The following is a 24,244-nucleotide window of genomic DNA, read 5'->3' on the forward strand; positions in this document are numbered from 1 at the left end:
CCTTGCAAAAGATCTTGCGTACCCTTGACCGAGTCCTTCGGGTGGAGATCTTGTCATGCCTATTGGGCAAAACCTGCTGGCGCTGTTCAATGCCGATTTTTCTCGTGATGGCTTTTCTGCGTTTGCCTCAGGCAAGGCGGTAAGCGCTGATCCTGACGCTGTTGCGGCGTTCTCTGCGGTTCTGGCCGAGCAGACTCCGGCCGATCTGGATGCGTTGATGGCCCAGCTCAACGCCGCCGTTGAGACCGAGGCCGGTGTGGCAGACCCGGCCGTGGAGGTTGCCGCCAGCGGCAAGGAATTGCCGGCTGATGTGGCCTCCTGGCTGACCCAGCTGGCGCAATTGCTGCAGCCACAAACAACCGCTACCAGCACCGAGGTCCCGGAGCCTGGCGCTGAGCCGACTGCTGAGCAGAGCACGGATGACTCGGTGCTGGCCGGTATCAGTCAGCAGTGGCAGCGTTGGTTGGCGCAGTTGCCCGCTGACACGCCACCCGCCGAAGCGGCGCAAGCTGGCGCGGCCCCGATGGCTGGGGCGCCTGTCTCTGCCGCAGCGGCTGATGCCCGGAATGCGGCGCCTGCCACTGTCCTGACTGAAACCGATACAGACGTCGAAGCAGCAAACGGCTCGCGTGGTGGCGTTGCGTTGTCGGAGCTGGTGTCGCAACTTCGGGCTGCCTTGCGTAGCGCCGAGGGTGCCGCTGCCGAGAGCGCGCAGGGAAGTACGCAAACGGCAGCGCAGACCGCTCGCTCCTCAGGTGATACGGCCGCACCGATGGATGCTGCCCAGCGACAGGCAGCGCTGCAGGACAGCAGTCAGACCCTGCAGCGGCTGCAGGCCAGCGCGCCGCAGGCGGTGGATGAGGGGGGGCTGGCACGCTTGGTGGAAAAGCTCGAATCCCGGTTGGGCGCGGGCAATGCGCGCAGTGACGCCGATGCGACTGATCTGAGCAAGAGCAGTGCCGTTACGCAGATGCAGCAGGCTGGCCAGAGCGCGCTCAGCGCACGGCCGGTCACTGCGCCGCTGCAGAGCCTGGGGGTGCCGATGGGGCAGCCCGGCTGGAGCGAGGCGGTGGTCAACAAGGTCATGTGGATGTCGAGCCAGAATGTGCAGTCGGTCGAGATCCAGCTTGATCCGGCCGAGCTGGGGCCGCTGGAGATCAAGATCCAGACTCGCGGACAAGAGCACCAGGTGCAGTTCGTCAGCCAGAATGCCGGTGTTCGCGATGCCCTGGAGGGACAGATGTTCCGCCTGCGCGAGATGTTTACCCAGCAGGGTGTGGGGCAGCTGGACGTGAATGTCTCTGACGGCTCGTCACAGCAGCGTCAGTCTGATGGCGGCCTGCTGGCCCAGGGTGATGGCCGTGGCGGTGAGCGCGGCAACGGGAGCACTGGGCTGGGAGCCGAGGCCGCCGATACCACTGCCTCGGCGAGCGATGTCTCGGCCCAAGCGCTGCTGGCGCACGCCCGGCTGGTCGATTACTACGCCTGAGTCCCGCCTGCCGCACCGTCCGGTGCGGCAAAGACATTTTTCGTTCCAGCCAGTATCCTATGCTTGGGAATTGCTGATTGATTCCGCATGCCCTCTGGCGTTCAGGCCCGGCCTGTGCGCCCCGTAGGCCGCGGTGAACTGATCAGTGCTTTCCTTGGTTCATGGAGCGCTGCTCCCTACTGCTTGCCTGCTGAGGCCCGCAGCGTTGAACTGCATATCCGTGGGTGTCGGGCGTGCTACAGCGTGATGACTGGCACGCTCAATGCATCTGGCATGGTTATCGGCGGCCGTAAGGCCCGAATGACGGAATATTGGCATGGCGAAACAATCTGCAAAGTCCGACGACGACGCACAGGAAAAACCGGCCAAGGGCCGCAAGAAGCTATTCATTTTGCTTGGCATCGGCTTGTTGGCGCTGTTGCTGTCGGCGGGCGGCGTGGCCTTCTTTCTGCTCAAAGACGATGAGACGCTAGAGGAAACCGAGCCGGCTGAGCCCGTCAAGCAGGTGGCTCTGTATCAGCCACTGGACCCGGCCTTTGTGGTCAATTACGCAGCCGGTGGTCGACAGCGCTACATGCAGGTCAGCGTTGTGCTGATGGGGCGTGATGCTGAAGGCATGGCCAAGCTCAACCAGCATTTGCCGTTGATTCGCAATCAACTGGTGATGCTGTTTGGCAGCGAAGAATTTGAGGCACTGGCAACGCCCGAGGGCAAAGAGGCGCTGCGCGAAAAGGCCAGCCTGGCCGTCAAGTCGTTGCTGGAGAAAGAAGTCGGTGACCCGGTCATCGAGTCGGTGCTGTTTACCAACCTGGTTCTGCAATAGGACATAGTCATGGCCGTACAGGATCTGCTGTCACAGGATGAGATCGACGCCCTGCTTCACGGGGTAGACGACGGTGCTATCGATACTGATATCGAGAGTGAGCCGGGGTCGATCAAAAGTTATGACCTGACCAGCCAGGATCGTATCGTGCGTGGGCGCATGCCCACGTTGGAAATGATCAACGAACGCTTTGCCCGCTACACCCGTATCAGCATGTTCAACCTGATGCGCCGTTCCGCCGATGTGGCCGTGGGCGGGGTGCAGGTAATGAAGTTTGGCGAGTATGTGCACTCGCTGTACGTGCCGACCAGCCTTAACCTGGTCAAGATGAAGCCGCTGCGCGGTACCGCGTTGTTCATTCTGGACGCCAAGCTGGTATTCAAGTTGGTCGACAACTTTTTTGGTGGCGATGGCCGTCACGCCAAGATCGAAGGGCGGGAGTTCACCCCAACCGAGCTGCGCGTAGTACGCATGGTGCTGGACCAGGCCTTTGTTGATCTCAAGGAAGCCTGGCAGGCGGTGCACGACGTGCAGTTTGAGTACGTCAATTCCGAGGTCAACCCGGCGTTGGCCAATATCGTCAGCCCCAGTGAGGTGGTGGTGGTGTCCACCTTCCATATCGAGCTGGATGGCGGTGGTGGCGACCTGCATGTGACCTTCCCTTATTCGATGATCGAGCCGCTACGCGAGGTCCTAGACTCGGGTGTGCAGTCAGACGTCGACGAGCACGATGAGCGCTGGGTGCGCGCATTGCGTGAAGAGATTACCGGCGTCAAGGTGCCGCTCAGCGCCACCGTGGTGAAAACCCAGCTGAAGCTCAAGGACCTGCTGAGCATGCAGGCCGGGGATGTGATTCCGGTCGAAATGCCTGATCACATGGTGCTCTGCGCCAACGGTGTGCCGACCTTCAAGAGCAAGCTGGGCGCGGTCAAGGGCAACCTGGCCTTACAGATTCTGGGTCCGGTTGCGCGTCCGCGCTGACCGACCACGCTAAACAACAACAGGGGACAGCGAGATGGCTGAGGACAAACAACCCGACGAGATCAGTGCCGAGGAGCAGGCATTGGCTGATGAGTGGGCGGCGGCACTGGATGAGGCTGGTGACGCCGGGCAGGACGATATTGACGCCATGCTCGAGCAAAGCAACGCCGAACCGCGGATGCCGATGGAGGAATTCAACTCGCCGGCCCGTGCCGACGGGGATGACTTTGATCCGGGCGATAGCCCTAATCTGGACGTCATTCTGGATATTCCTGTCACCATTTCCATGGAGGTCGGCAATACCGACATCACTATCCGCAACCTGCTGCAACTCAACCAGGGGTCTGTGGTAGAGCTAGACCGACTGGCGGGTGAGCCGCTGGATGTGAAGGTCAACGGTACGCTGATCGCACATGGCGAGGTGGTGGTGGTCAACGAGAAGTTTGGCATTCGCCTGACCGATGTGATCAGCCCCTCCGAACGCATCAAGAAGCTGCGCTGATGCGGGCGTTGCTGCTTCTTCTGGGCGTGGGTGTGCCGTTACCGCTACTGGCGCAGACCGGCCAGCCGGCGGCCGCCGCTGCCAGTAACATCGGTAGCGCCTCGCTTGCCGGCCAGTTGAGTCAACTGGCGCTCGGGCTGCTGGTCGTGGTTGGCCTTATCTTTGCGCTGGGCTGGCTGCTGCGCCGGGTTGGGCCCATGGCCGGGCAGGGTGGGCAGCACATCCGCTTGCTCAGCAGTCTGCCACTGGGGCCGCGTGACCGTTTGCTGCTGGTCGATGTGGGGGGCACGCAGATGTTGCTGGGTGCCTCGCCCGGTCGTATCAACACCCTGCATGTCTTCGAGCAGCCGGTGGCGGACATCGGTCAGGCTACCGCTGGCAACAGCGACTTTGCCCGCAAGCTGCAGGCGATGCTGAAACGGGATCAGACACCATGATGCGCTGGTTTGGTTTTTTGTTGATACTGCTGGCGCCCTCGGTCTGGGCGCAGACGGCAGCCGATCCGTTGAGCATGCCGGCGATCACGCTGAGTACCGATGCAGAAGGCCAGCAGACCTATTCGGTCAGCCTGCAAATTCTGCTGCTGATGTCGGCGCTGAGCTTTATCCCGGCCTTTGTGATGATGATGACCAGCTTTACCCGGATCATCATTGTGTTCGCCATCCTTCGGCAGGCCCTTGGCTTGCAGCAGACGCCGTCGAGCCAGATCCTGATTGGCCTTGCGTTGTTTCTCACCCTGTTCATCATGGCGCCGGTATTCGATCGCGTTAACCAGACAGCGCTGCAGCCCTACCTGAACGAGGAAATGGCGCCGCAGCAGGCGCTTGAGGCGGCCAGTATTCCGATGCGCGACTTCATGCTGGCGCAAACACGCGAGACCGATCTGGAGCTGTTTGTGCGGTTGGCCAAACGTACTGACCTGGCCAGCCCGGACGATGTGCCTTTCCATATTCTGGTGCCGGCGTTTGTTACGTCCGAGCTGAAAACTGCCTTTCAGATCGGCTTCATGATTTTTATTCCCTTTCTGGTGATTGATCTGGTGGTCGCCAGTGTTCTGATGGCTATGGGTATGATGATGCTGTCGCCGCTGATCATCTCGCTGCCCTTTAAGATCATGCTATTTGTGCTGGTCGATGGCTGGGCGCTGATTATCGGCACCCTGGCTGCCAGCTTTGCGGTGACATAGGAGCAGGCCATGACTCCCGAAGTGGCGATCGATCTGTTTCGACAAGCGCTCTGGCTGACCTCGGTGGTGGTCGCCATCGTGGTACTGCCAAGTCTGCTCATAGGCCTGATTGTTGCCATGTTTCAGGCGGCAACACAGATCAACGAACAGACTCTCAGCTTCTTGCCGCGTTTGCTGATCACCTTTCTGACCCTGATCTGGCTTGGGCCCTGGCTGGCGACACAGATGGTCGAGTTCACCGATACCCTGTATCGGCAGATACCCGGATTGATCGGCTGATGTTGGAGCTCTCCAGCGCCGAGATCAGTCGCTGGGTAGGTAGCTACCTGTGGGTGCTGTTTCGCATTGCCTCCCTGTTGATGACCATGCCGGTGATTGGCACGCAGCTGCTGCCGGTGCGCATCCGTCTCTACCTGGCGTTGGCCATCACGGCCCTGGTGGCCCCACAGATCGGCGAGGTGCCGACGATCGATGCGTTGTCGCTGCAAAGCTGGCTGTTGATCGGCGAGCAGATTCTGATTGGCGCGGCGATGGGCTTTTCGCTGCAGCTACTGTTTCAGATTCACGTGCTGGCCGGACAGATTGTTGCCATGCAGATGGGCCTGGGGTTCGCGTCGATGAACGACCCCAGCATGGGGATTTCGGTTGCGGTCGTTGCCCAGGTCTTCACTATGCTGGTGACGCTGTTGTTTCTGGCCATGAACGGCCACCTGGTGGTGTTGGAGGTGCTGGTTGAGAGCTTCACCACGTTGCCCATTGGTGAGAGTCTCGGGCGGCTCGACTTTCAGGCGCTGGTGCTGCGGTTCTCCTGGGTAATGGCCGCCGCCATTCTGATCGGTCTGCCGGCGATTACCGCGCTGCTGATCGTCAATATTTCCTTTGGTGTGATGATGCGTGCTGCGCCGCAGCTGAACATTTTTTCCATCGGCTTTCCGCTGACGTTGGTGTTTGGCCTGTTCATCCTCTGGGTGCTGCTGGGTAATGTGCTGGCGCAGTATCAGGCGCTGGCAGCGGAGGCGCTGATTTACCTGCGTGCACTGGTGAGGGCGGGCTGATGGCTGAATCCGATAGCGGTCAGGAACGCACGGAGGAGCCCACGGGCAAGCGACTCCAGGAGTCGCGTGACAAGGGGCAGGTAGCGCGCTCGCGCGAGCTCAATACGCTGGCGGTGGTGATGGTCGCGGCGGTGGGCCTGCTGACGCTGGGGCCGGCGATGGTGCAGAAGCTGATGAACATCATGAGCTTCAACTTCAGCATTGAGCGCGAAGCGCTCTACAGCAATGACAGTATGGGCCTGCACCTGTTTGCTTCGGTGGGCGAGGGGCTGGAAGTGTTGGGGCCGCTGTTTTTCCTGTTGCTGGTGGCCTCTATCGTGGGGCCGGTACTGCTGGGTGGCTGGCTGTTCAGCATCAAGTCCCTAGCGCCTAAGTTCGAGCGCATGAATCCGCTGGCAGGCCTCAAGCGCATGTTCTCGCTCAAGGCACTGGTCGAGCTGCTCAAGGCGTTGGGCAAGTTCCTGGTGGTGCTGGGCGCCGCCTTGCTGGTACTCCACCTGCGAACCGAGGATCTGCTCAGCATGGGCCAGGAGTCGCTGCAGTCAGCGATAGTGCACTGCGCCTGGGTACTTGCCTCCTCCCTGATCATCCTGTCTGCGTCACTGATCCTGATAGCAGCAGTCGATGTGCCGTTTCAGCTGTGGGACCACAAGCAGAAGCTGCGGATGACCAAGCAGGAGGTCAAGGACGAGTTCAAGGATTCCGAGGGCAAGCCCGAAGTGAAAGGGCGTATTCGTCAGTTGCAGCGTGAAATGGCCGAGCGCCGGATGATGGACAAGGTGCCACAGGCCGATGTGGTGATCACCAACCCGACGCATTTTGCCGTAGCGCTGAAGTACGACCCGCTGGCGACCGGTGCGCCGGTGCTGCTGGCCAAGGGGGCTGACCTGGTGGCGCAGCGCATTCGCGAGGTAGCCAGCGAAAACCAGATTGTGGTGCTGGAATCAGCCCCGCTGGCGCGGGCGGTGTTTTACAGTACCGAGCTGGATCGCGAGATTCCGGCCGGGCTGTATTTGGCCGTGGCGCAGGTGCTGGCGTATGTCTTCCAGCTGCGCCAGTTCCGCGCAGGTCAGGGCAAGCGGCCGGGGCCGATGCCGCAGCCGCCGATCCCGGATGACCTCAAGCGCTGATCAGGGGCGCGGGGTTGGGTTGTGCTGCAGCTCCAGATCTTGAATCAGGTCACCCAGATCCTCCTCCATCAGCCGGCGCAGCTCTGCCTCGTATTCTTCAATCGAACCGGACAGGTCCAGAATGATTTCCACCCGGCGGTTCAGTGCGCGGGTTTCCGGCCATTCATTGCTGGCGCGCGGACGGGTCTCGGCGTAGCCCTGCACGCGAATGCGTTCAGGCTTGATGCTGTCGTCCAGCAGCAGGGCGTTGGCTACTGACGAGGCGCGTGCGGCTGACAGGTCCCAGTTGGACTGGAAGCGATTGGTGTGGATCGGGATATTGTCGGTATGGCCTTCAATGGTGACCTCGCCCGGCAGCTCGGCGAGCACCTCGGCGATGCGATCGAGCATGGCGTGAAAGTCTTCGGTCATGTCGGCTGAACCAGACGGGAAGGAGCCTTTTTCCTCGACCCGAATGATGATTCGCTTGCGATCATGCTCGAGTTGGATACGCCCTTCCTGCAGCTCGTTTTCCAGCACATCACGCAGGGCGTCGACGCTGGTGTCGATCTGTTGCTCGGTGGTGCTCTGTACCTGCTCCTGCAGTTCGGTTTCCATTTCGGCGCGCAGGGTGTCGAGTTGCGGGGATTCCTCGGTGGTTTGCTGGCGCACGCTGTCTACCGGCGTGGGTTCAGGCTTGCCGGGGGAGAAATTGTCGAAAATTGGGCTGGTACCCATCGGGATATCAAGCGCCGGAATATCGCGCTGCACGCCGAAGGCCTTGGATAACTCGCCGGCAATCTGCTTGAACTTCTGCGCGTCGATTTCCGAGAATGACAGCAGCAGTACGAAAAAGCACATCAGCAGCGACATCAGGTCGGCGAAGGTCATGACCCACGCCGGGATGCCGGGGCTATCGTCTTCCTGTTCTTCCATCAGGCGTCCTGCGCCTCGCCAGCGGCGGCTTTGTCACGTTTGTTCTCAGGCAGGTAGCTGCGCAGCAGTTGCTCGATGACGCGTGGGTTGGTGCCTTCCTGGATAGCCAGAATGGCGTCTATCCAAAGCGCCTGCATGCGCGCCTCTTCGGTCATGCGCAGGGTCAGCTTGTCGGCGATGGGCAGGCAGATCATGGTGGCGAGCATGGCCCCGTACAGCGTGGTGAGCAGGGCGACTGCCATGGCTGGGCCGATTGATTTCGGGTCTTCCATATTGGACAACATCTGTACCAGACCGATCAGCGTACCGATCATGCCCATGGCCGGGCCAACATCGCCCAGCGCGGAAAATACCTTGGCGCCCCAGCGGTTGCGGTCCAGCGTCAGCACGCGTTCTTTTTCCAGGATCGCTTTCACGGTTTCCTGCGGATGGCCATCAATCAGCAGTTGGATGCCGCTGGCCAGAAAGGGTTGGGAGATTTCTTTCTCTTCCAGGGCCAGCAGGCCTTGCTTGCGGGCCAGGGTAGCCAGTTCGACCAGTTCGCTGATACTGGCTTCGGTATCGGGCAGCTTGAAGCGGAAAGCGCGGCCGGCAACTTTAATGGCGCCAATAAATTGACTGACATTGAATTTGGCAAGCACCACGAACAGGCTGCCCCCGATCACGATCAGCAGGGAAGGCACATTGAAGAACACCTGAGCACCAGTGCCCAGCAAGATTGACGCGGCAATAATGCCGATTGCGCCGATAAGACCTATCAGGGTTGCGAGATCCAACAGGGACTCCTGGAACTGAACGACGGGTTGACAGCCAAAGGGCTTTACGCGGGCTACATCGGGACTGCCGATCGGTTTTGCTCAGCCCTGCAAGTGAGTGCGCTGCAAGGCAGGGCGGACAGATCGCTCTGTGCCGCTAGCGTGCGGGATTGATCGGCTTCCCACAAGGTCTATTCTATGTGGGCTTGGCGATATTGCAAACGCCCGATGCTTAGCATTTTTGCTGCCGCGAGGGCTCTGATGGAGAGTATTCATGTCTGCAGTTGCACGTTGTTCCCTCTGGTCGCTGCTGGCAGCGGCTTTGATTGCGCTGGCCCTGGGCTTTGTCGGTGTCAGCTTGAAAACCGGTTTGTTGGAGTTCCGTGGCGCCGACCGGCTAGTGAGTGTCAAAGGTTTGGCGGAGCGCGAGGTCGCCGCCGATCTGGCTCTGTGGCCGGTTAACTTCAGCGTCAGTGGTGACAGCCTTGATCGTTTGCAGAGCGATATCGATACCCAGCAAGGACTGGTGCGCTCTTTCCTGTTGCTGAAGGGCTTTACCGAGGCGGACATACAGTTGTCGGTGCCCAAGATTGTCGATCAACACGCCAACAGTTACGGCGCCAACCTGCCGCCCGAACGCTATCGCGCTGAGGTAACCGTGCTGGTACGCACGCAGGATGTGGATGCGGTGAAGGCGGGAATGCAGAGCGTCGGCGAGCTGGTCAAGTCCGGGGTGGCGTTGACCCAGAGTTACGAGTTTCAGCCGACCTTTCTGTTCACTCAGCTGGAGTCGATCAAGCCGGAGATGATCGCCGATGCCACCGCCGATGCCAGAGCCGCGGCTGATCAGTTTGCCCGTGATTCGGGCAGCACGGTCGGCAGCATTCGGCGTGCGACCCAGGGTTATTTTTCGATCAATGACGTGGACCCCTTTACACCTGAAATCAAGCGTATCAGGGTGGTCACCAATATCGACTACAGCCTGGAGTAGTCTGCCGCGTGGCGGAGCACGAAGTGGCTGATGCTGGCCGGCCAAGCATGCAGGGCGTTGACGTCGTCGATCACCTGCAGCTCGGCCAGCGGCAAGGCGGCTGCCAGCCGTTGCGCGGTTTCTAGCGGGTGAATCGGGTCGTCACGCCAGGCCAGTATCAGTGTCGGGATTTGCAGCTGCTCAAGGGCTGCTGCTGGCGGCAGGTCGCACTGGCAGGCAGCGTCTAGTATCGCCAGCAGGTCGTCGGCGTGCATCTGTGCCAGTGCGTCCAGCGACGCCGCGGCGTCCCCGGGCCTGGCCGCGAGCAGCCAGGCGGGCAGGGCGGGGTTTTGTGCTGCCAGCGAGACTAGGCTGGCCAGTCCGCGTTGCTGAATAATGCGTTGCATCTGCCGGTAGCGTCGTACTTGAGCGGGTCTCGTGTGCCAGGCGGTGGGTGGCGTCGCCAGTACCAGGCAGGACACCTTCTCGGGTGCGCGCAGGGCTGCCAGCAGGGCGCTGGCCGAGCCCATCGAATGCCCTCCCAACGCGTAAAGCCCGGTTGCCTGGGCGTCGGCCAGCGACAGCAGGTCACCGGCCTGACTGGACCATAGATAGTCGGCAGGATCGATGCTGCCCGGCGAGCGGCCGTGCCCGCGGGCATCAAAGCGCACCCGGCGCAGCGGGTCTGGCTGGACGGGGTGAAACCAGCCGGTGCGGCTCTCAAACTCCGTTGAGTGCATCAGGCCATGGGCCCATACGAGCGTGGGGCCGTCGCCGGAAAGGGTGGTATGGAGCATGCGCGTTATCGTGATCAAGGCCGAAACGCCAGATTAACAGACGGGAATGCCGCTGACAGGCTATGGGCGGCGGATTAGACTGTCTGCCTTGTTTTGGGGGAGTTCACCGGATGGAGTTGTTACCCTGGGCGCACGCTGTCAGCGCCGGTTTTACCCTGCGTGGCTGGCACACCCGGCCCAGCGGCAAGCCCTTGCTGCATTTTTTGCATGGTAATGGTTTTTGTACCCGTACCTATGAGCCCATGCTGGCGTTGCTGGTTGAGCACTTTGATCTGTGGCTCTGCGATCTGCAGGGGCACGGACAAAGCGACCATGGCGAGCGTTTTGTTGGCTGGAATCGAAATGCAGAGGCGGCGGCCGAGGCGTTTCGCGCGGGGCGTGAGCAATTTGGTGATGTGCCGAGCCTGGCCTGTGGGCACAGCTTTGGCGGCGTGCTCAGTGCCTTGATGATGGCGGCGGAACCGGCATTGTTCGAGCGCGCGGTGTTGCTCGATCCGGTGCTCTTCCCGCCTGCACTCATCGCCCTGCGTCGCGGGCTGGGGCTGGTGGGCTTGAATGACCATGCGGTGGCCAAGCGTGCGGCCGCCCGGCGTGACTATTGGCCGGATCGCACCGCTGCCCATGCTGGCTTGCATAATCGCGGTATGTTCCGCGGTTGGGATGAAACCGCCTTTGAGGCGCATATCTCCCATGCGCTGCGCGAGCGCTCGGGTGGTGGTGTTGAGTTGTGCTGCCGGCCCAGCCGTGAGGCTGAGGTGTTTCGCACCATGCCAAAGGGGCTGTGGTCGTCGCTGCGCCGCCTGAAAACCCCGACCCGTATCGTCTACGGTGATCGTACCTATCCGTTTGTCATTCAGTCAGCCCGCCGACTGGCTGTCAGCAATAGCCAGGTCAGTGCGCACCAGACCGCTGGCGGGCACTGTTTCATGCTTGAGCATCCGGCTGCGGCGGCCGCCCAGGTGGTCGAATTTCTGACTGCCCGTCACTGAGCAAACGGCTGCGCTCCTGAATGCTCCGTGCGACGTGCTCTGCAAGGCCTGTACCGGCTTCGCTCATGGTCAGGTAGGTGTGGTCCGCGCCGGCCTGGATGATGCGGCGGGCGATGTCCTCGTACATGGCATGAGAGACAATCAGGCCGTCAAAGCCACGACCACGCAGGTTATGCACGGTGATGGTCTTGGCCTCGGCATCGTTCATCGCCAGAATCACCGAGTGGATGTTGGGCATGTCGAGGTTCTGCCAGAACACCGGGTCCTCGGCATCGGCAAACAGTGCGCGGCGGCCAGCCTGCAGGCTGGTTTCTACGGCAACCGGGTCCGAGTCCAGAGCAATCACCCGGTAGCCCTTCTCCGACAGGTTATCGTAGGCTGCCCGGCCGGTCCGACCCAGACCCATGATCAGAATTTGCGCATCATCCAGGGTGATCGGCTGTTCGTCGGGGTGGCGGATATCACGCTCAAAACGGGTGAGCAGCGGGGCGATGTGCTCATAGATGCTGTGTACGATGCGGTTTAGCGGTGCAGAGATCACAAAGGAGAAGGCGACGGTCAGTGCCAGCGGCACCAGCCATTGTGGCAGCACCAGGCTCGCCATGATCAACCCGAATTCGCTGTAGTTGGTCAATGTCAGGCTGCTCAGAAAGGCGCTGCGCGCGCGCAGCTTGAAGCCAACGAAAAGGGCGAAGAACAGCGCGCTCTTCAAGGGCAGCAACAGGGTCATGACCAGCGCGAAGATCAGTGCATGCTGATCCGGCAGGCCGCCCAGGCCGATCTGCAGGAAGAACCCTACCAGAAAGATCTCCTTCAAACTCCACAGCGACTGCGACAGCTCGCCGGCGCGCTTGTGACCAGCCAGCATGGCGCCAAAGGCGAGGGCGCCCAGCTCGGAGCTTAGCCCCAGCGTTTCAAAGCCGGCGCCGCCGACCACCAGTGCCAGCAGCAGGCCAAGCAGGACCATCAGCTCTTCATGTCCGCTGAGGTCCAGTAGCTTGTACAAAATGGGTTTGCACAGCGGCAGGATCAGCACCATCAGGGCCCAGCTCGATGGGCTTTTGCCGCTGGCGATGCTGATGGCGACCAGGGCAATCAGGTCCTGCATGATCAGGACGCCAATCGCCACACGACCGTGGAAGGCCCGCAGCTCGCGTTTGCCTTCGAGTACCTTGGCGGCCAGTACCGTGCTGGAGAATGACAGCGCCATGGCCAGTAGGCTGGCTTCGCCAAGCGGCAGGTCGAGCAAATAGAGGAAGGCGGGTAAAAACAGCGCGGTCGACAGGCCAAAGTGGAGCAGGCTGCCGCCAACCACTTCGGGGCGTACCAGATTCTTGACCTTCAGTTTGAGGCCGACGGTGAACAGCAGTAGCAGGACGCCAAGGTGCGCAATGTGGGTGAGGATATAGCTGTCGTCCGGACCCACGCCGACGCGCTCGCCCAGCAGGGAAAGGGCAAAACCGGCACCAAGGTATCCAATCAGCGGGGGCAGGCCGACCTGCTTGAACAGCAGGCCCAGGCCGAAGGCAAAGGCAATCCAGACAGCTTCAATCACAACAGCATTCCGTTATCGGGTTATTCCTGTTGCCCGACTATAACGCACAAACCCGGCCTGAGCCGGGTTTGTGCGTTATACGATTGCCAACCGGGTTAGGCCGCGACGATCACATCTCCGTGGTTTTCCGGCTCGATCAATGCGCGGTGCAGCGCAGCAATCGCGGCGTCGTAATCCTCTTCCTGAACCACGCACTGCATTTCAACCTGGCGGATAGACTGATGCACCGCCTGGATGCTGATGCCGGCTTCGGCCAGGGCCGCCACGGTCTTGGCCAGAATGCCTTTGACCTTGAGGTCCGAGCCGATCGCCGACACGATGGCAATGTTATGCACGTTGACCTCCGCCATCGGATAGCGCTCCTCGATCAGGCGAGAGGCACGGTTGATCATCTTGCGCGAGCCGGAAATATAGTAGGTGATGCTGTTGGCATCCGAGTCCTTGTTCACCACGTACAGCTTGAGCTTTCTCAGCAGTTTGGTGATTTCCAGGTCGTACTCCACGTCGCCCAGCATTTCCTGGTCGAATACCTCGATGCCAAAGACGTCCTTGCGGCCGGCGATGATCTCGACGCAGGGCTTCTCGCTGCAGTAATCCTGGCTAATCAAGGTGCCGCCGTGATCCGGCTCGAAGGCGTTCTTGATGCGCAGATGAATGCCTGCGCGGCGCAGGGTGCGTGCCGCCTTGGGGTGGATCGCCTCCATGCCCAGGTTGGACAGCTGATCGGCCACGTCGTAGTTGGTACGGCCGATGGTGACGACCTTGTCGACGCCGACCAGGGTCGGATCGGCACTGGAGAGGTGATATTCCTTGTGAATGATCGCCTCGCTGGCGCCGGTGGCGGCCGCAATCTGCGCGAAGGTGATTTCGCTGTAGCCACGATCAAAGGTGTTCATCAGGCCTTCGCTGCAGTGGGTGTAGCCGGTTGCGACAACCAGCTCACGGCTGAAGTCGATGCCATCGAAGCCGTCGCGCACCATGTCCTGGAAGCTCTTGGGCTCGCGCTGGTTCCAGCCGGTCAGATCGGCCAGACGCGCGTTTACGCCGCGCTTCTTGAGTGCCAGTACGGTATTGAAGGCGCTGTGCGCCTCGCCCAGCGACGCCAGCATCTCGCGGACTTTCATCAGGTGCTCGGTCAGCTGGAAATGACCGTAGGAGCACAGCTGCTGCAGACTCACCATGCAGTCGCGCACATCGCTGATGCGGCCTTCAATAAAGCGGTTTGCCGCCTGCAGCTCGTACTCGCCGCTGAACAGCTCTGCGTTCTTGTTCAGCATCGCTTGCTGCACGGCGTCCAGCGCGTCCAGCCAGGCGTCCTCGTTGTGGGCGTCGGCAAAGCGCTCGTACACACCGGGCTCGCCGGTTTTCTTGTGTTCGAGCAGCATGTTGGTCATACCGCTGTAGGCAGAGACAACGAAAACACGCTGGTACAGCTCGGTACCCTGACGTTGGCCAATGAAAATGTTGTTCAGTACTTCCTCAAAGCGGCTCATCGAGGTGCCGCCGATTTTCTCTACTGTATGCATAGTCCTGGTTTCTGTCTTTGGTGAAATCGGTCCTGCCACCAGCAGGTCGGGAGCCTCATGCTCCCGTTACAGGTAACGCTGCGTCGTAATGCGCAGTGGTGTTACCGGGCCGCGTTCGGCCACGAATGCCGGTCTGGGTGTATCGGCCCCGAAAGGCTCGACCGGCAGATTATCCACGTGGTTGTACACGTAGAACAGGTTGCTGCGCGGATCCGGCGTAATATTGCTGTTGGAGCCGTGCAGCGTGTTGCAGTCAAACAGTACCACCGAGCCGGCCTGGCCGGTTGCGGCGGTGATGCCACCCTCGCTGACCATGTCGGCAAGGCTGGCGTCATCCGGTACCCCCAGCTCCTGCTTGCGTAACGAGCGGCGGTAATGCTCCTGCGGAGTCTCACCCACACAGCCTATAAAGTGGCGATGTGACCCCGGCACCAGCAGCAGCGGGCCGTTGAAGGGCGAATTGTCGGTGAGCAGAATAGAGCAGCTGATGGTGCGCATGCGCGGCAATCCATCCTCAGCGTGCCAGGTTTCAAAGTCGGAGTGCCAGTAGAACTCCTTGCCTTTGAAACCGGGTTTCAGATTCAGACGCGATTGGTGCACGTACAGGTCACCATCGAGCAGGTGCTGAACCTTGGCGGCGATGCGCTTATCTGCTGCTACCTTGGCGAACAGCTCGCTGCTCTGGTGAATCGCGAACAGCGAGCGCAAGGCGCCGCTGTCCGGTTCGCGTATGGCAGCGTCACTGGCAAGGATGCCCTTGTCGCTGCGTAACCGTTCAACCTCTCGGCGGAAAACGGCAACTTCCTCCGCGCTGAATGCATTGGGCAGTAGCAGGAAACCATCGCGTTCAAAGCGGGCAATCTGCTGCGCCGTTAGCGGCGCTTCGCGTTCATGGCGCCGATAGACTATCGGGTCAATTCGCTCGTGCCAGCGGGGCTGGTCTTGGCGGCGTGTGGGATACAGGTCAACCGCTGCCGTCATTAATCCTCCTTATATAGGGCCTGTTGTCGTGTCGTTCTCTCCACCGTTAGCGGGGGCGCAGCGACAACAGGCCGTTTGGTTCTCAGCTGTTATCGACGGGGTAGACCCCGTCCTTGTCGTGTACTTCCTTGCCGCTCAGTGGCGGGTTGAATACACAGGCCATTTTCATGTCCTCGGTACCGCCGCGCAGCATGTGCTCGTCGTGCTTGTCCAGGATGTACAGCGTGCCGGGACGGATTTGATATACCTTACCGTCCGACAGGGTTTCGATCTCACCGTTCCCGCTCATGCAGTAGACCGACTCCAAGTGGTTCTTGTAATGGATGTGGGTCTCTTTATTGGCGTAGATGGTGGTGATGTGGAAGGAAAACCCCATCTGGTCGTCCTTGAGCAGCATCCGGGTGCTTTCCCAGGTCTCGGTGGCGACGCGGCGTTCGGAGTTTTCGCATTCTTCCAGTGTACGTACGATCATGTTCTCTATTTCCTCAAGAAGCTTGGTTGGCGACCTGCTCAGCCATCACTTTGGCGAAAGCTGCGTCCAGAATGGTCAGGGCCTTGTCGATCTGCTCTTCGGTGATGGTCAGCGGGCACAGGCATTTGACAACCTGGCTATGGTTGCCGCTGGTTTCGATCACCAGGCCGTTGGCAAAGGCTTCCTTGCAGATGGCGGCGGCGGTGTCGCCATCCGGGCAGTTGATGCCCAGCATCATGCCGCGACCCTTGAGGTAGAGGGAGTCGGGGCCGTGCTTACGGACGATCTTCTGCATGCCGTCAGCGATACGCTTACCCTTGGCCTGCACGCTCTTGGCGAACTCGTCGTTGACCCAGAAGTGCTCCAGCGCAGCAGCAGCGGTAACGAAAGCGTGGTTGTTGCCACGGAAGGTACCGTTGTGTTCGCCCGGCTCCCACTGGTCGAGTTCGTTGCGCATGACCACGATGGCAAACGGCAGGCCAAAGCCGCTGAGCGACTTGGACAGGGTGATGATGTCCGGCTTGATACCCATTTCTTCAAAGCTGAAGAATGTGCCGGTACGACCGCAGCCAGCCTGGATGTCGTCGACAATCAGCAGCATTTCATGCTTGCGGCACAGTTTTTCCAGTTTGCGCATCCAGTCGGCAGAAGCGGTGTTCAGACCACCTTCGCCCTGAACGACTTCCACAATCACGGCTGCGGGCTTGTCGATGCCGCTGCTCGGGTCGCTGAGCATTTTGTCCATCATGGCGATGGTGTTGACCTTGTCGCCAAAGTAGTTGGCGTAGGGCATGCGGCTGACCTCTGACAGCGGTACGCCGGCGGCGCCACGATGATGGCCGTTACCCGTAACGGCCAGGGCGCCGATGGTGCAGCCATGGAAACCGTTGGTGAAGCTGATGACATTGCTGCGGCCGGTGACCTTGCGGGCCAGCTTGAGCGCTGCTTCAACCGAGTTGGCACCGGTCGGACCGCTGAACTGAACCTTGTATTTACCCAGGCCGCGCGGTTCCAGAATCACCCGATTGAAGGTCTCCAGAAAGCGTTCTTTGGCGTCGGAGTACATGTCCAGGCCGTGGGTGATGCCGTCATCTTCCAGGTACTGGATCAGTGCCTTTTTCAGAACCGGGTTGTTGTGCCCGTAGTTCAAGGTGCCGGCGCCGGCTAGGAAGTCGATGTAGCTCTTGCCCTCGCGGGTCACCAGCTCGGCGCCGCGGGCCTGCTTGAAGACCACCGGGAACGAGCGGCAGTAGCTGCGAATATCCGATTCGTTTTTCTCGAACTGTTCAAAGGTGTTCATGTGATCTCCTGATCTCAAGCTTGAGCTGATTGGGGTGCAGATTGGGTGAACGGGCCAGCGCGGTAGATGACTTCATCATCGTGCTGGCCATTGAAATGGGTTTCGCGGGAGAACAGCACTTCGGTGCTGTACTCGGCGCCCAGCAGGCGGAAGGCTTTCTTGAACAGCGCCTCGGATGCGTCGTTGCCTGGAGAAATAGTGGTCTCCAATCGACTGACACCGTCTGCGCGAACGCGTTCAATCAGTGCCAGCAGCATCTTCAAGGCCAGCCCCTGACCACGCATGCGGCTGTCCACGGCGACCTGCCAGACAAACAAGGTGTCTTGGCGCGCCGGCGGACGATAGCCGGAAATAAAGCCGACCAGATCGCCATCAGCTGTCTCGGCAGCGATCGCGGTATCGGCAAAGTCGTGACACTGCAGCAGGTTGCAGTACACCGAGTTGGTGTCTAGCGGCTTGCAGCGTTCGACCAGGTTGTTCAGGGCGAAGCCGTCCGTGCTATTAGGTTTTCGTAGTGTTACGGGTGTAAGTGACAAACCGGGTTCCTAATGCTTATGCGTATATGCTTTTTCCATAATAAACATATCCAAAAAATTATCTCAACCCGCATTAAACGCCGTGTTCATGCGGTTTTGTGTGGTTTGAATATGTTTATAGCTGTTAAATAGATTTGTCATCAAACTATTTTCTTGTGTAATCAATTTGGCGCTATGCCCCGTCTGGTGGGGGCTGCGTGGGAACGGGCTTGGGTGCCTTCGGGTGCACCGTCCGGGCGCAGCAATGCCTCACGCTGGGGCGTGATCAGGGCGGTTTTCAGGAGGGAAGAGCGCCCGCCGGGCGGCGGGCATCTGCAGAGGGTTGGCGTTGCGCTTACAGGGTGAAGCCGCCGTCGATCGGAATGATGTTGCCGGTCATGTAGGCGCCGCCGGTGCCGGCCAGCATGATCGCCAGCGCGGCCATTTCTTCTTCGCGGCCCCAGCGTTTCATCGGAATGTGCTGACAGTCTTCGGCCATGGCCTCGGGGTCGCTGTGGATGTGGCTGGTCATCTTGCTCGGGAAGCGGCCGGGGGCGATCACATTGACGTTGATATGCTCGCTGACCAGTTCGCGGGCGAGGTTGCGCGACAATTGGTGTACAGCGGCCTTGCTTGGGCCGTAAGAGTAGGCTTGCTCGCCGAAGGAGCTGATGCCCGCTACCGAGCCGATGTTGATGACGCGTGCCGGATTGTCGGCGTTGGCCGAGGCGCGCAGCAGCGGCAGCAACTGCTGGATGCAGCTGAACACCGAGATGACGTTCAACTGCATGACTTTTTCCCAACCCGATACCGGGAAGTCTTCCAGCGGCGCCCCCCAACTGGTGCCGGCGTTGTTGACCAGAATATCCAGGCGGTCGGTGAGCTTGCCGACATCGGCGGCCAGCTGACGGGCGCCTGCCTCGGTGGACAGGTCAGCGGCCAGGGCGGTGCACTCGCCATACTGGCTGAGCTCCTGCGCGGTTTGCTGGCCCTCTGCAATCTTGCGGCAGCAGATGATGACGCGCGCGCCGGCTTCCAGGTAGCCCTGGGCGATCATGCGGCCAATGCCGCGGCTGCCACCGGTGACCAGGGCGGTGCGCCCGGCCAGGCTGAAGTACTGTTGCATGGGAGTCTCCTTGTTGTTGGTATGCGGTGCAGGTGGCTACGTTAAACCAGCGTGCACCCTGCCCCAAGTGCGACGGTGGCTTATAGAGCACGCAAATGCCCGATCATGGTGGGCGCTGCGGGCAGATGGCTTTTGGCTTATCCTTGGCTAGGGCCTGTTGTCGTTTCGTTAGCCCGCCTGTTGCAGCCTGTAAAGCCGCCAATCAAGGAGCGAGAAGCGTAGCGTGGTCATTCCACGTGAGCGACGAGCGACGCCGAGTGGCGGCTTTACAGGCGCAACCTCGGCGGCCCCACCCCGAGGGCCGGGGGCATTTTTCGGCAGGCGGATGAACGAAACGGCAACAGGCCCTAGAGTCGCCAACGGAACTGTTGTCACGAACAAGGTTCACAATGGCGAGCCCAACCAGCGAGTAGAGTGAGGAAGCAATGGGATCTGTTCGACGTTCGCGCAAAGAAGACGCATCGGCGTGGACCGTGGCCGACAGCCGCAGTGTCTACGGTATTCGCCATTGGGGCGCGGGGTATTTCAACGTCAATGAACAGGGTCATGTCGAGGTCATGCCGCGCGGTCCGCAGGCGGGCAGCATCGACCTGCACGAGCTGGTAGGGCAACTGCGCGAGAGCGGGCTGGATCTGCCGTTGCTGGTGCGTTTTCCGGACATTCTGCAGGCGCGCGTGCGTCAGTTGACTGGCGCCTTTGACCGTAACATCGAGGCGCTGGAGTATGGCGCGGGCTACACCGCGCTTTATCCGATCAAGGTCAACCAGCAGGAAGCGGTGGTAGAAAACGTGATTGCCACCGAGAACGTCTCCATTGGCCTGGAGGCGGGTTCCAAGCCGGAATTGATGGCGGTGCTGGCGCTGGCGCCCAAGGGGGGCACCATCGTCTGCAATGGCTACAAGGATCGTGAGTTTATCCATCTGGCGCTGATTGGCCAGAAGCTCGGCCACAAGGTGTTCATCGTAATCGAGAAGGAGTCTGAGGTCCGTCTGGTGATCGAGGAGGCCGAGAAGCTCGGTGTCACGCCTCAGGTTGGCCTGCGTGTGCGGCTGTCATCGCTGGCGTCCAGCAAGTGGGCCGACACCGGCGGCGAGAAGTCCAAGTTCGGGCTTTCTGCCGCCCAGCTGCTGCGCGTGGTCGATACCTTTCGGGCAGCTAATCTGCAGGACGGCGTGCGCTTGCTGCATTTTCACATGGGGTCGCAGATTGCCAATCTGGCGGACTATCAGCACGGTTTTCGTGAAGCGATTCGCTACTTTGGCGAGCTGCGCGCGCTGGGGCTGCCGGTCGACCATATCGATGTGGGCGGCGGCTTGGGCGTCGACTACGACGGCACGCATTCGCGCAACGCCAGCTCCATCAACTATGACGTCAATGAGTACGCGCAGACGGTGGTGGGCATGTTGCGTGATTTCTGCGACGAGCAGGGACTGCCGCATCCGCACATCTTCTCTGAGAGTGGTCGGGCGATGACTGCGCATCATGCGGTGCTGGTAGTGCAGGTAACGGACGTTGAGCGCTACAACGACGTGATGCCCGAGATCGAGGACCTGGACGAGTTGCCGGCGGTGGTCCGCAACCTGGTCCGTCTGCAGGATCAGCATGACATCGAAATGGTCACCGAGACCTACTGGCGCGCGACGCACTATATGGCCGATGTGGCCGCGCAGTACGCCGAGGGCAAGCTCAGCCTGTCCGAGAAGGCGCTGGCAGAGCAGTGCTACTACGCCCTGTGCAACCGCTTGCATGTGCAGCTTAAAGCGCGTCAGCGCTCCCATCGTCAGGTGCTGGATGAGCTGAATGACAAGATGGCCGACAAGTACATCTGCAACTTCTCCGTATTCCAGAGCCTGCCTGATACTTGGGCGATTGATCAGGTGCTGCCGATCGTGCCGCTGGACCGGCTGGAAGAAGAGCCGCTGCGTCGCGCGGTGCTGCAGGATCTGACCTGTGATTCGGATGGCAAGATACGTCACTACGTCGATGAGCAGAGCATCGAGAACACGCTGCCGGTGCATGATCTGCGTGAGGGTGAGGACTATTTGCTGGGGATTTTCCTGGTGGGTGCTTATCAGGAAATTCTCGGCGATATGCACAACCTGTTCGGTGACACTGATTCGGTCAACGTTTACCTGCGCTCTGACGGCCGCGTAGTGCACGGTGGTATCGAAACGCACGACACCATCGAAGACATGCTGCGCTACGTGCACTTTGCGCCGGATGAGCTGGTCACGCTGTATCGGGACAAGGTGGCGGGTGCGCGTCTGAGCCCAGCCGAACGCACCCGTTTTTTGGATGCGCTGCGACTTGGGCTGACGCGATCTTCTTACCTCAACGCCGAGTAACCTGGTGTTAAGGAAGCACTGATTAATTCCGCATGCCCTCTGGCGTTCAGGCTGGGCTGCAATCAAGGCGTGGTTTCGAAGGCATGTCGGGACCTGTCGAGAAATCTCAACGCAGAGTGCGGCCCAGCCTGAACGCCCCGTAGGGCGAGCGCTCAAGCATGCATCTGCTGCGTTGCGCTGCTTGCCAATAGCACCACTATTGGCTGTACATCGCGCCTTGCATCTGCACGCTTGAGCACTCGCAGAGGGCGTGTGGAATTGGTCAGTGCTTCCTTAGGCCGCCTGTTTCTGCAAGCTGATCCAGGTGGCCTCGGCCCAGGCTACTGGCTGGCCGTCTGCTGTATAGAGGGCGGTGCCGGCCTGGTGCTTGCGGCCATCGTGGGCGATGGCCCAGCCGGTCACGACCAGTTGCTCACCGACCTTGATCGGGCGTTCGATGTGCGCCGCAAAGCGGCCTAGCAGCGCCACGCCGGCCTGATCTTTCACGGCAAAGTAACCGGGACAATCCAGCGCCGCCCAGACAAACTCCGGGGCCACAGTGCCGTCGCCGGCGTCCAGGGTGCTGTCCGGCGTCCAGGCGCAGGCGACGGTATCGTTGCGACCGGTCACCGGGCCGGTGTGCAGCAGCAGGCCATCGTGCTCACAGCGGTCGGTACCGCAGACAAAGCAACCGGGCAGGCCATGCTGCTCGTAGCCGCTGAAGCGGGGGCGGGCGGCTTCGGCGTCGGCCAGGCTGACGGCGGGCGGTGGCGTCAACGCAAACTGATAGGGGCGGGCACTGCCGAGCAGGGTCTCGCCCTGCAGCAGGCGGGCACCGTCCGCGTCGCGTACGATCACAAGGTCGGTGTCTAGTGGCGGCGGAGCATGCAGGGTGACCTGGCAGGGCTCGTTCATGGCCTTGGCCAGCAGGCCGCAGACGTAGCCGCCGTTGCCACTGTTGGGTGGGCCGCAGAAACGTTTGCGGATCATGGTCGGTATCGTGTTTTGCATCGTAAATTCCTTAATGACTCCAGCCGCCGCAGACCGGGAATACCTGGCCAACGAAACAGTTCGCCGCGTCCGAGCACAGATAGGCGGCAAAGTGGCTGTCTTCTTCTGCCGAGACCAGTCGCCCGAGCGGCACTTCGCGCTGCAGGCGCGCCTGAAACGCCGGGTTGGCCTGAATCTCGGGTGGGAAATAGGTGGGGTTGTCGACAAAGTTCTGGGCGATGGCGTTGACCTGCACGCCCTTGCCTGCGACCTCCGCGCCCACGGCCTGCACCCAGGCCAGCTGCGCACCGCGTGCAGCGCTGTAGCTCGAAGCTCGCTTCATGCCGCGCAGGGCCGAGGCGCTGCCCATCAGCACAATCTTGCCATGGCCGCGCTCGGTCATGGCTGGCAGGACGGCGCGGGCGAATCGTGGCAGCGGGTCGACCATGTGGCGAAACAGCAGGCCCCACTCTTCATCCTCTACCTGATCGGCCGGTGTGCTTGGCGCGGGCACGCCCAGATTCAGTAGCAGCACGTCAAGGCTGCCTGCTTCGGCGATCAGCTTCTGGGGCGCCTTCGGGTCCAGAAAGTCGCGGTTGTCAGCCACGACCTCCGCGCCGCAGGCTTGCAGTGTGCGTTGCAAAGCGGGCCCCATGAAGTCCCCTGCCTGGGTCAGCAGGATGCGCTTGTTACTCAGATCACACAGGCTCATCGTTCTTCTCCCTTGTCAGGTTGCGGGGAAGTAGCGCTCCAGAAACGGCAGTAGCAAGCTGTTTACCTCGGACGGCTTCTCTGCCTGAATCCAGTGGCCGCAGTCGGCGATCACATGCTGTTCGACCTGCGGCACCACGCTGGGCATTTTCTTGATGGTATAGGCTTCCAATGTGCCGACCGGGTCACGATCGCCGATCAGGAACAGGGCAGGTTGCTCGATCTGGCGGCCAGCCAGCGACTCGGTACGTTCCCAGTTGCGCTCAAAGTTGCGATACCAGTTGATCGGGCCGCGGAAACCGCTTTGCTCAAAGGTTTTGACGTAGACCTCGAAGGCCTCGTCGGAGCACCAGGCGGGCGGCTTGCCCGGGTCGCTGTAGTCCTCGAGCCAGGCCGAGTCGGCCGGTTTGTCCTGCACCAGGGCGCCGCCTTCCTGATTGTCCAGTCCGTGCATCATCAGGCGCATGGTGCGCGGGATATCCGCGGCCAGTTCGGCTTCGGCCGGGCCCTGAGTCTGGAAGTACAGCATGTAATGAAATTTGTCCTTGTAGGCCTCGCGCATCATGTTGATTGCCGGCTGACGCGGGCGCCCGCCGAAGGGCACCGACAGGCCGCACACCGCCTTGACGCGGGCCGGCTCCAGTAGCGCCAGGTGCCAGGCAATGGGGGCGCCCCAGTCGTGGCCGAGCATGGCTACCTGCTCGTGGCCAAAATGGTTCATCGCGCCCTGAATGTCGCCGCAGATGGTGATCAGGTCATAGGCCTCGACCGCCTCTGGCGCCTCGGTCGCACCGTAACCGCGCATTTCCGGGGCAAACACGCGATAGCCCTGGGCCGCCAGCGCCGTGATTTGATGACGCCACGAGTACCAGCACTCCGGGAATCCATGCAGCAGCCAGACCGGCTTGCCGCTCTCCGGGCCTGCGATATGCACGCTGAGCTGAATGCCGTTGACCTTGATCAGTTGTTGTTTTGTCTGCTGCATACTGCTCTCCAATGAGTCCTGAGGCCACACTATGGCAAATCGGCGGCGATATGGCGCGATTGTCGCATGCGCATTCACCAGCCGAAGTGTCGACTATCGGTGCGGTGCATGATTCGTGCGCAGAGCGGCTCGCGGTTGCCTGGGCGGCGCGGGTTTTAGGCTGAGCT

The 24,244-nt window shown here is 60.9% G+C and carries 25 protein-coding genes; 12 read left to right on the plus strand and 13 right to left on the minus strand.

What is annotated here, in order from left to right:
• The first annotated feature begins 55 nt into the window (after positions 1–55).
• From CNQ84_RS03750 to flhB, 9 genes are all read left to right on the plus strand, one after another.
• Positions 56–1,489, plus strand: coding sequence for a flagellar hook-length control protein FliK (locus CNQ84_RS03750; protein ID WP_096003571.1), 1,434 nt, complete (start codon positions 56–58; stop codon positions 1,487–1,489).
• A 316-nt stretch (positions 1,490–1,805) separates the two neighbouring features.
• Positions 1,806–2,312: a flagellar basal body-associated FliL family protein gene (locus CNQ84_RS03755; RefSeq protein ID WP_096003572.1), complete on the plus strand. Its 507-nt coding sequence runs from the start codon at positions 1,806–1,808 to the stop codon at positions 2,310–2,312.
• A 9-nt stretch (positions 2,313–2,321) separates the two neighbouring features.
• Positions 2,322–3,293: a flagellar motor switch protein FliM gene (gene fliM, locus CNQ84_RS03760; protein WP_083723476.1), complete on the plus strand. Its 972-nt coding sequence runs from the start codon at positions 2,322–2,324 to the stop codon at positions 3,291–3,293.
• Between the two features lie 34 nt (positions 3,294–3,327).
• On the plus strand, positions 3,328–3,795 hold the full coding sequence (gene fliN, locus CNQ84_RS03765; protein WP_096003573.1) for a flagellar motor switch protein FliN: 468 nt from the start codon (positions 3,328–3,330) through the stop codon (positions 3,793–3,795).
• Entirely contained in the window at positions 3,795–4,232 is a 438-nt protein-coding gene (gene fliO, locus CNQ84_RS03770; protein WP_096003574.1) for a flagellar biosynthetic protein FliO, read from the plus strand. Before fliN ends, fliO begins: the two co-directional genes overlap by 1 nt.
• Positions 4,229–4,981: a flagellar type III secretion system pore protein FliP gene (gene fliP / locus CNQ84_RS03775; RefSeq protein WP_096003575.1), complete on the plus strand. Its 753-nt coding sequence runs from the start codon at positions 4,229–4,231 to the stop codon at positions 4,979–4,981. The genes fliO and fliP overlap by 4 nt, the downstream gene beginning before the upstream one ends.
• Positions 4,982–4,990: 9 nt before the next feature.
• Positions 4,991–5,260 (plus strand): flagellar biosynthesis protein FliQ, encoded by a 270-nt coding sequence (gene fliQ, locus CNQ84_RS03780; RefSeq protein WP_096003576.1) that lies wholly within the window; start codon positions 4,991–4,993, stop codon positions 5,258–5,260.
• Positions 5,260–6,036, plus strand: coding sequence for a flagellar biosynthetic protein FliR (gene fliR, locus CNQ84_RS03785; RefSeq protein ID WP_096003577.1), 777 nt, complete (start codon positions 5,260–5,262; stop codon positions 6,034–6,036). Before fliQ ends, fliR begins: the two co-directional genes overlap by 1 nt.
• Entirely contained in the window at positions 6,036–7,166 is a 1,131-nt protein-coding gene (gene flhB, locus CNQ84_RS03790) for a flagellar biosynthesis protein FlhB (protein WP_096003578.1), read from the plus strand. Before fliR ends, flhB begins: the two co-directional genes overlap by 1 nt.
• Here the strand turns inward: flhB and CNQ84_RS03795 are convergent, their stop codons facing one another.
• The gene (locus tag CNQ84_RS03795; protein ID WP_096003579.1) at positions 7,167–8,081 is read right to left on the minus strand and encodes a flagellar motor protein MotB; all 915 of its coding nucleotides are present in this window, start codon (positions 8,079–8,081) and stop codon (positions 7,167–7,169) included.
• Positions 8,081–8,857 (minus strand): flagellar motor protein PomA, encoded by a 777-nt coding sequence (gene pomA, locus CNQ84_RS03800; protein WP_096003580.1) that lies wholly within the window; start codon positions 8,855–8,857, stop codon positions 8,081–8,083. Before pomA ends, CNQ84_RS03795 begins: the two co-directional genes overlap by 1 nt.
• 253 nt (positions 8,858–9,110) lie before the next feature.
• Between pomA and CNQ84_RS03805 the strand changes: the two genes are divergently transcribed.
• Positions 9,111–9,827 carry an SIMPL domain-containing protein gene (locus CNQ84_RS03805; protein ID WP_096003581.1) on the plus strand — a complete coding sequence of 239 codons (717 nt, stop codon included), beginning with the start codon at positions 9,111–9,113 and terminating at the stop codon, positions 9,825–9,827.
• Here the strand turns inward: CNQ84_RS03805 and CNQ84_RS03810 are convergent.
• Positions 9,812–10,603, minus strand: a complete 792-nt coding sequence (locus CNQ84_RS03810; protein WP_065335885.1) for an alpha/beta fold hydrolase — start codon at positions 10,601–10,603, stop codon at positions 9,812–9,814. The two genes, CNQ84_RS03805 and CNQ84_RS03810, sit on opposite strands and share 16 nt — an antisense overlap.
• A gap of 110 nt (positions 10,604–10,713) precedes the next feature.
• Here CNQ84_RS03810 and CNQ84_RS03815 point away from each other — a divergent pair, with 110 nt between their 5' ends.
• Positions 10,714–11,592, plus strand: coding sequence for an alpha/beta fold hydrolase (locus tag CNQ84_RS03815; protein WP_096003582.1), 879 nt, complete (start codon positions 10,714–10,716; stop codon positions 11,590–11,592).
• On the opposite strand, the gene CNQ84_RS03820 is transcribed toward CNQ84_RS03815, so the two are convergent.
• The 7 genes from CNQ84_RS03820 to CNQ84_RS03850 form a co-directional block, all read right to left on the minus strand.
• Positions 11,528–13,147, minus strand: a complete 1,620-nt coding sequence (locus CNQ84_RS03820; protein ID WP_096003583.1) for a cation:proton antiporter family protein — start codon at positions 13,145–13,147, stop codon at positions 11,528–11,530. The genes CNQ84_RS03815 and CNQ84_RS03820 overlap by 65 nt on opposite strands.
• 95 nt (positions 13,148–13,242) lie before the next feature.
• Complete coding sequence (locus CNQ84_RS03825; RefSeq protein WP_096003584.1) at positions 13,243–14,673, minus strand: aspartate kinase; 1,431 nt, start codon at positions 14,671–14,673, stop codon at positions 13,243–13,245.
• Between the two features lie 66 nt (positions 14,674–14,739).
• Positions 14,740–15,654, minus strand: coding sequence for an ectoine hydroxylase (gene thpD / locus CNQ84_RS03830; RefSeq protein WP_096003585.1), 915 nt, complete (start codon positions 15,652–15,654; stop codon positions 14,740–14,742).
• An 82-nt stretch (positions 15,655–15,736) separates the two neighbouring features.
• Positions 15,737–16,126: an ectoine synthase gene (locus CNQ84_RS03835; protein WP_083723446.1), complete on the minus strand. Its 390-nt coding sequence runs from the start codon at positions 16,124–16,126 to the stop codon at positions 15,737–15,739.
• 13 nt (positions 16,127–16,139) lie between these two features.
• Positions 16,140–17,426 carry a diaminobutyrate--2-oxoglutarate transaminase gene (gene ectB, locus CNQ84_RS03840; RefSeq protein ID WP_096003586.1) on the minus strand — a complete coding sequence of 429 codons (1,287 nt, stop codon included), beginning with the start codon at positions 17,424–17,426 and terminating at the stop codon, positions 16,140–16,142.
• Positions 17,427–17,440: 14 nt separating this feature from the next.
• Entirely contained in the window at positions 17,441–17,962 is a 522-nt protein-coding gene (gene ectA / locus CNQ84_RS03845; RefSeq protein WP_096003587.1) for a diaminobutyrate acetyltransferase, read from the minus strand.
• Positions 17,963–18,296: 334 nt separating this feature from the next.
• The gene (locus tag CNQ84_RS03850) at positions 18,297–19,067 is read right to left on the minus strand and encodes an SDR family oxidoreductase (protein ID WP_096003588.1); all 771 of its coding nucleotides are present in this window, start codon (positions 19,065–19,067) and stop codon (positions 18,297–18,299) included.
• Between the two features lie 425 nt (positions 19,068–19,492).
• Here CNQ84_RS03850 and speA point away from each other — a divergent pair, with 425 nt between their 5' ends.
• A complete protein-coding gene (gene speA / locus CNQ84_RS03855) occupies positions 19,493–21,412 on the plus strand; it encodes an arginine decarboxylase (RefSeq protein ID WP_096003589.1) in 1,920 nt (639 codons plus the stop codon).
• A 273-nt stretch (positions 21,413–21,685) separates the two neighbouring features.
• Here the strand turns inward: speA and CNQ84_RS03860 are convergent, their stop codons facing one another.
• From CNQ84_RS03860 to CNQ84_RS03870, 3 genes are read right to left on the minus strand one after another with little or no spacing between them, the layout of a single operon-like run.
• On the minus strand, positions 21,686–22,402 hold the full coding sequence (locus tag CNQ84_RS03860; RefSeq protein ID WP_217350049.1) for a hypothetical protein: 717 nt from the start codon (positions 22,400–22,402) through the stop codon (positions 21,686–21,688).
• A gap of 10 nt (positions 22,403–22,412) precedes the next feature.
• Positions 22,413–23,093 (minus strand): SDR family NAD(P)-dependent oxidoreductase, encoded by a 681-nt coding sequence (locus CNQ84_RS03865; RefSeq protein WP_096003590.1) that lies wholly within the window; start codon positions 23,091–23,093, stop codon positions 22,413–22,415.
• A gap of 15 nt (positions 23,094–23,108) precedes the next feature.
• Positions 23,109–24,077 carry an alpha/beta fold hydrolase gene (locus CNQ84_RS03870; RefSeq protein WP_096003591.1) on the minus strand — a complete coding sequence of 323 codons (969 nt, stop codon included), beginning with the start codon at positions 24,075–24,077 and terminating at the stop codon, positions 23,109–23,111.
• Positions 24,078–24,244 lie beyond the last annotated feature (167 nt).

The organism is Pseudomonas abyssi, from assembly GCF_002307495.1.
Classification (GTDB): Bacteria; Pseudomonadota; Gammaproteobacteria; order Pseudomonadales; family Pseudomonadaceae; genus Halopseudomonas; species Halopseudomonas abyssi.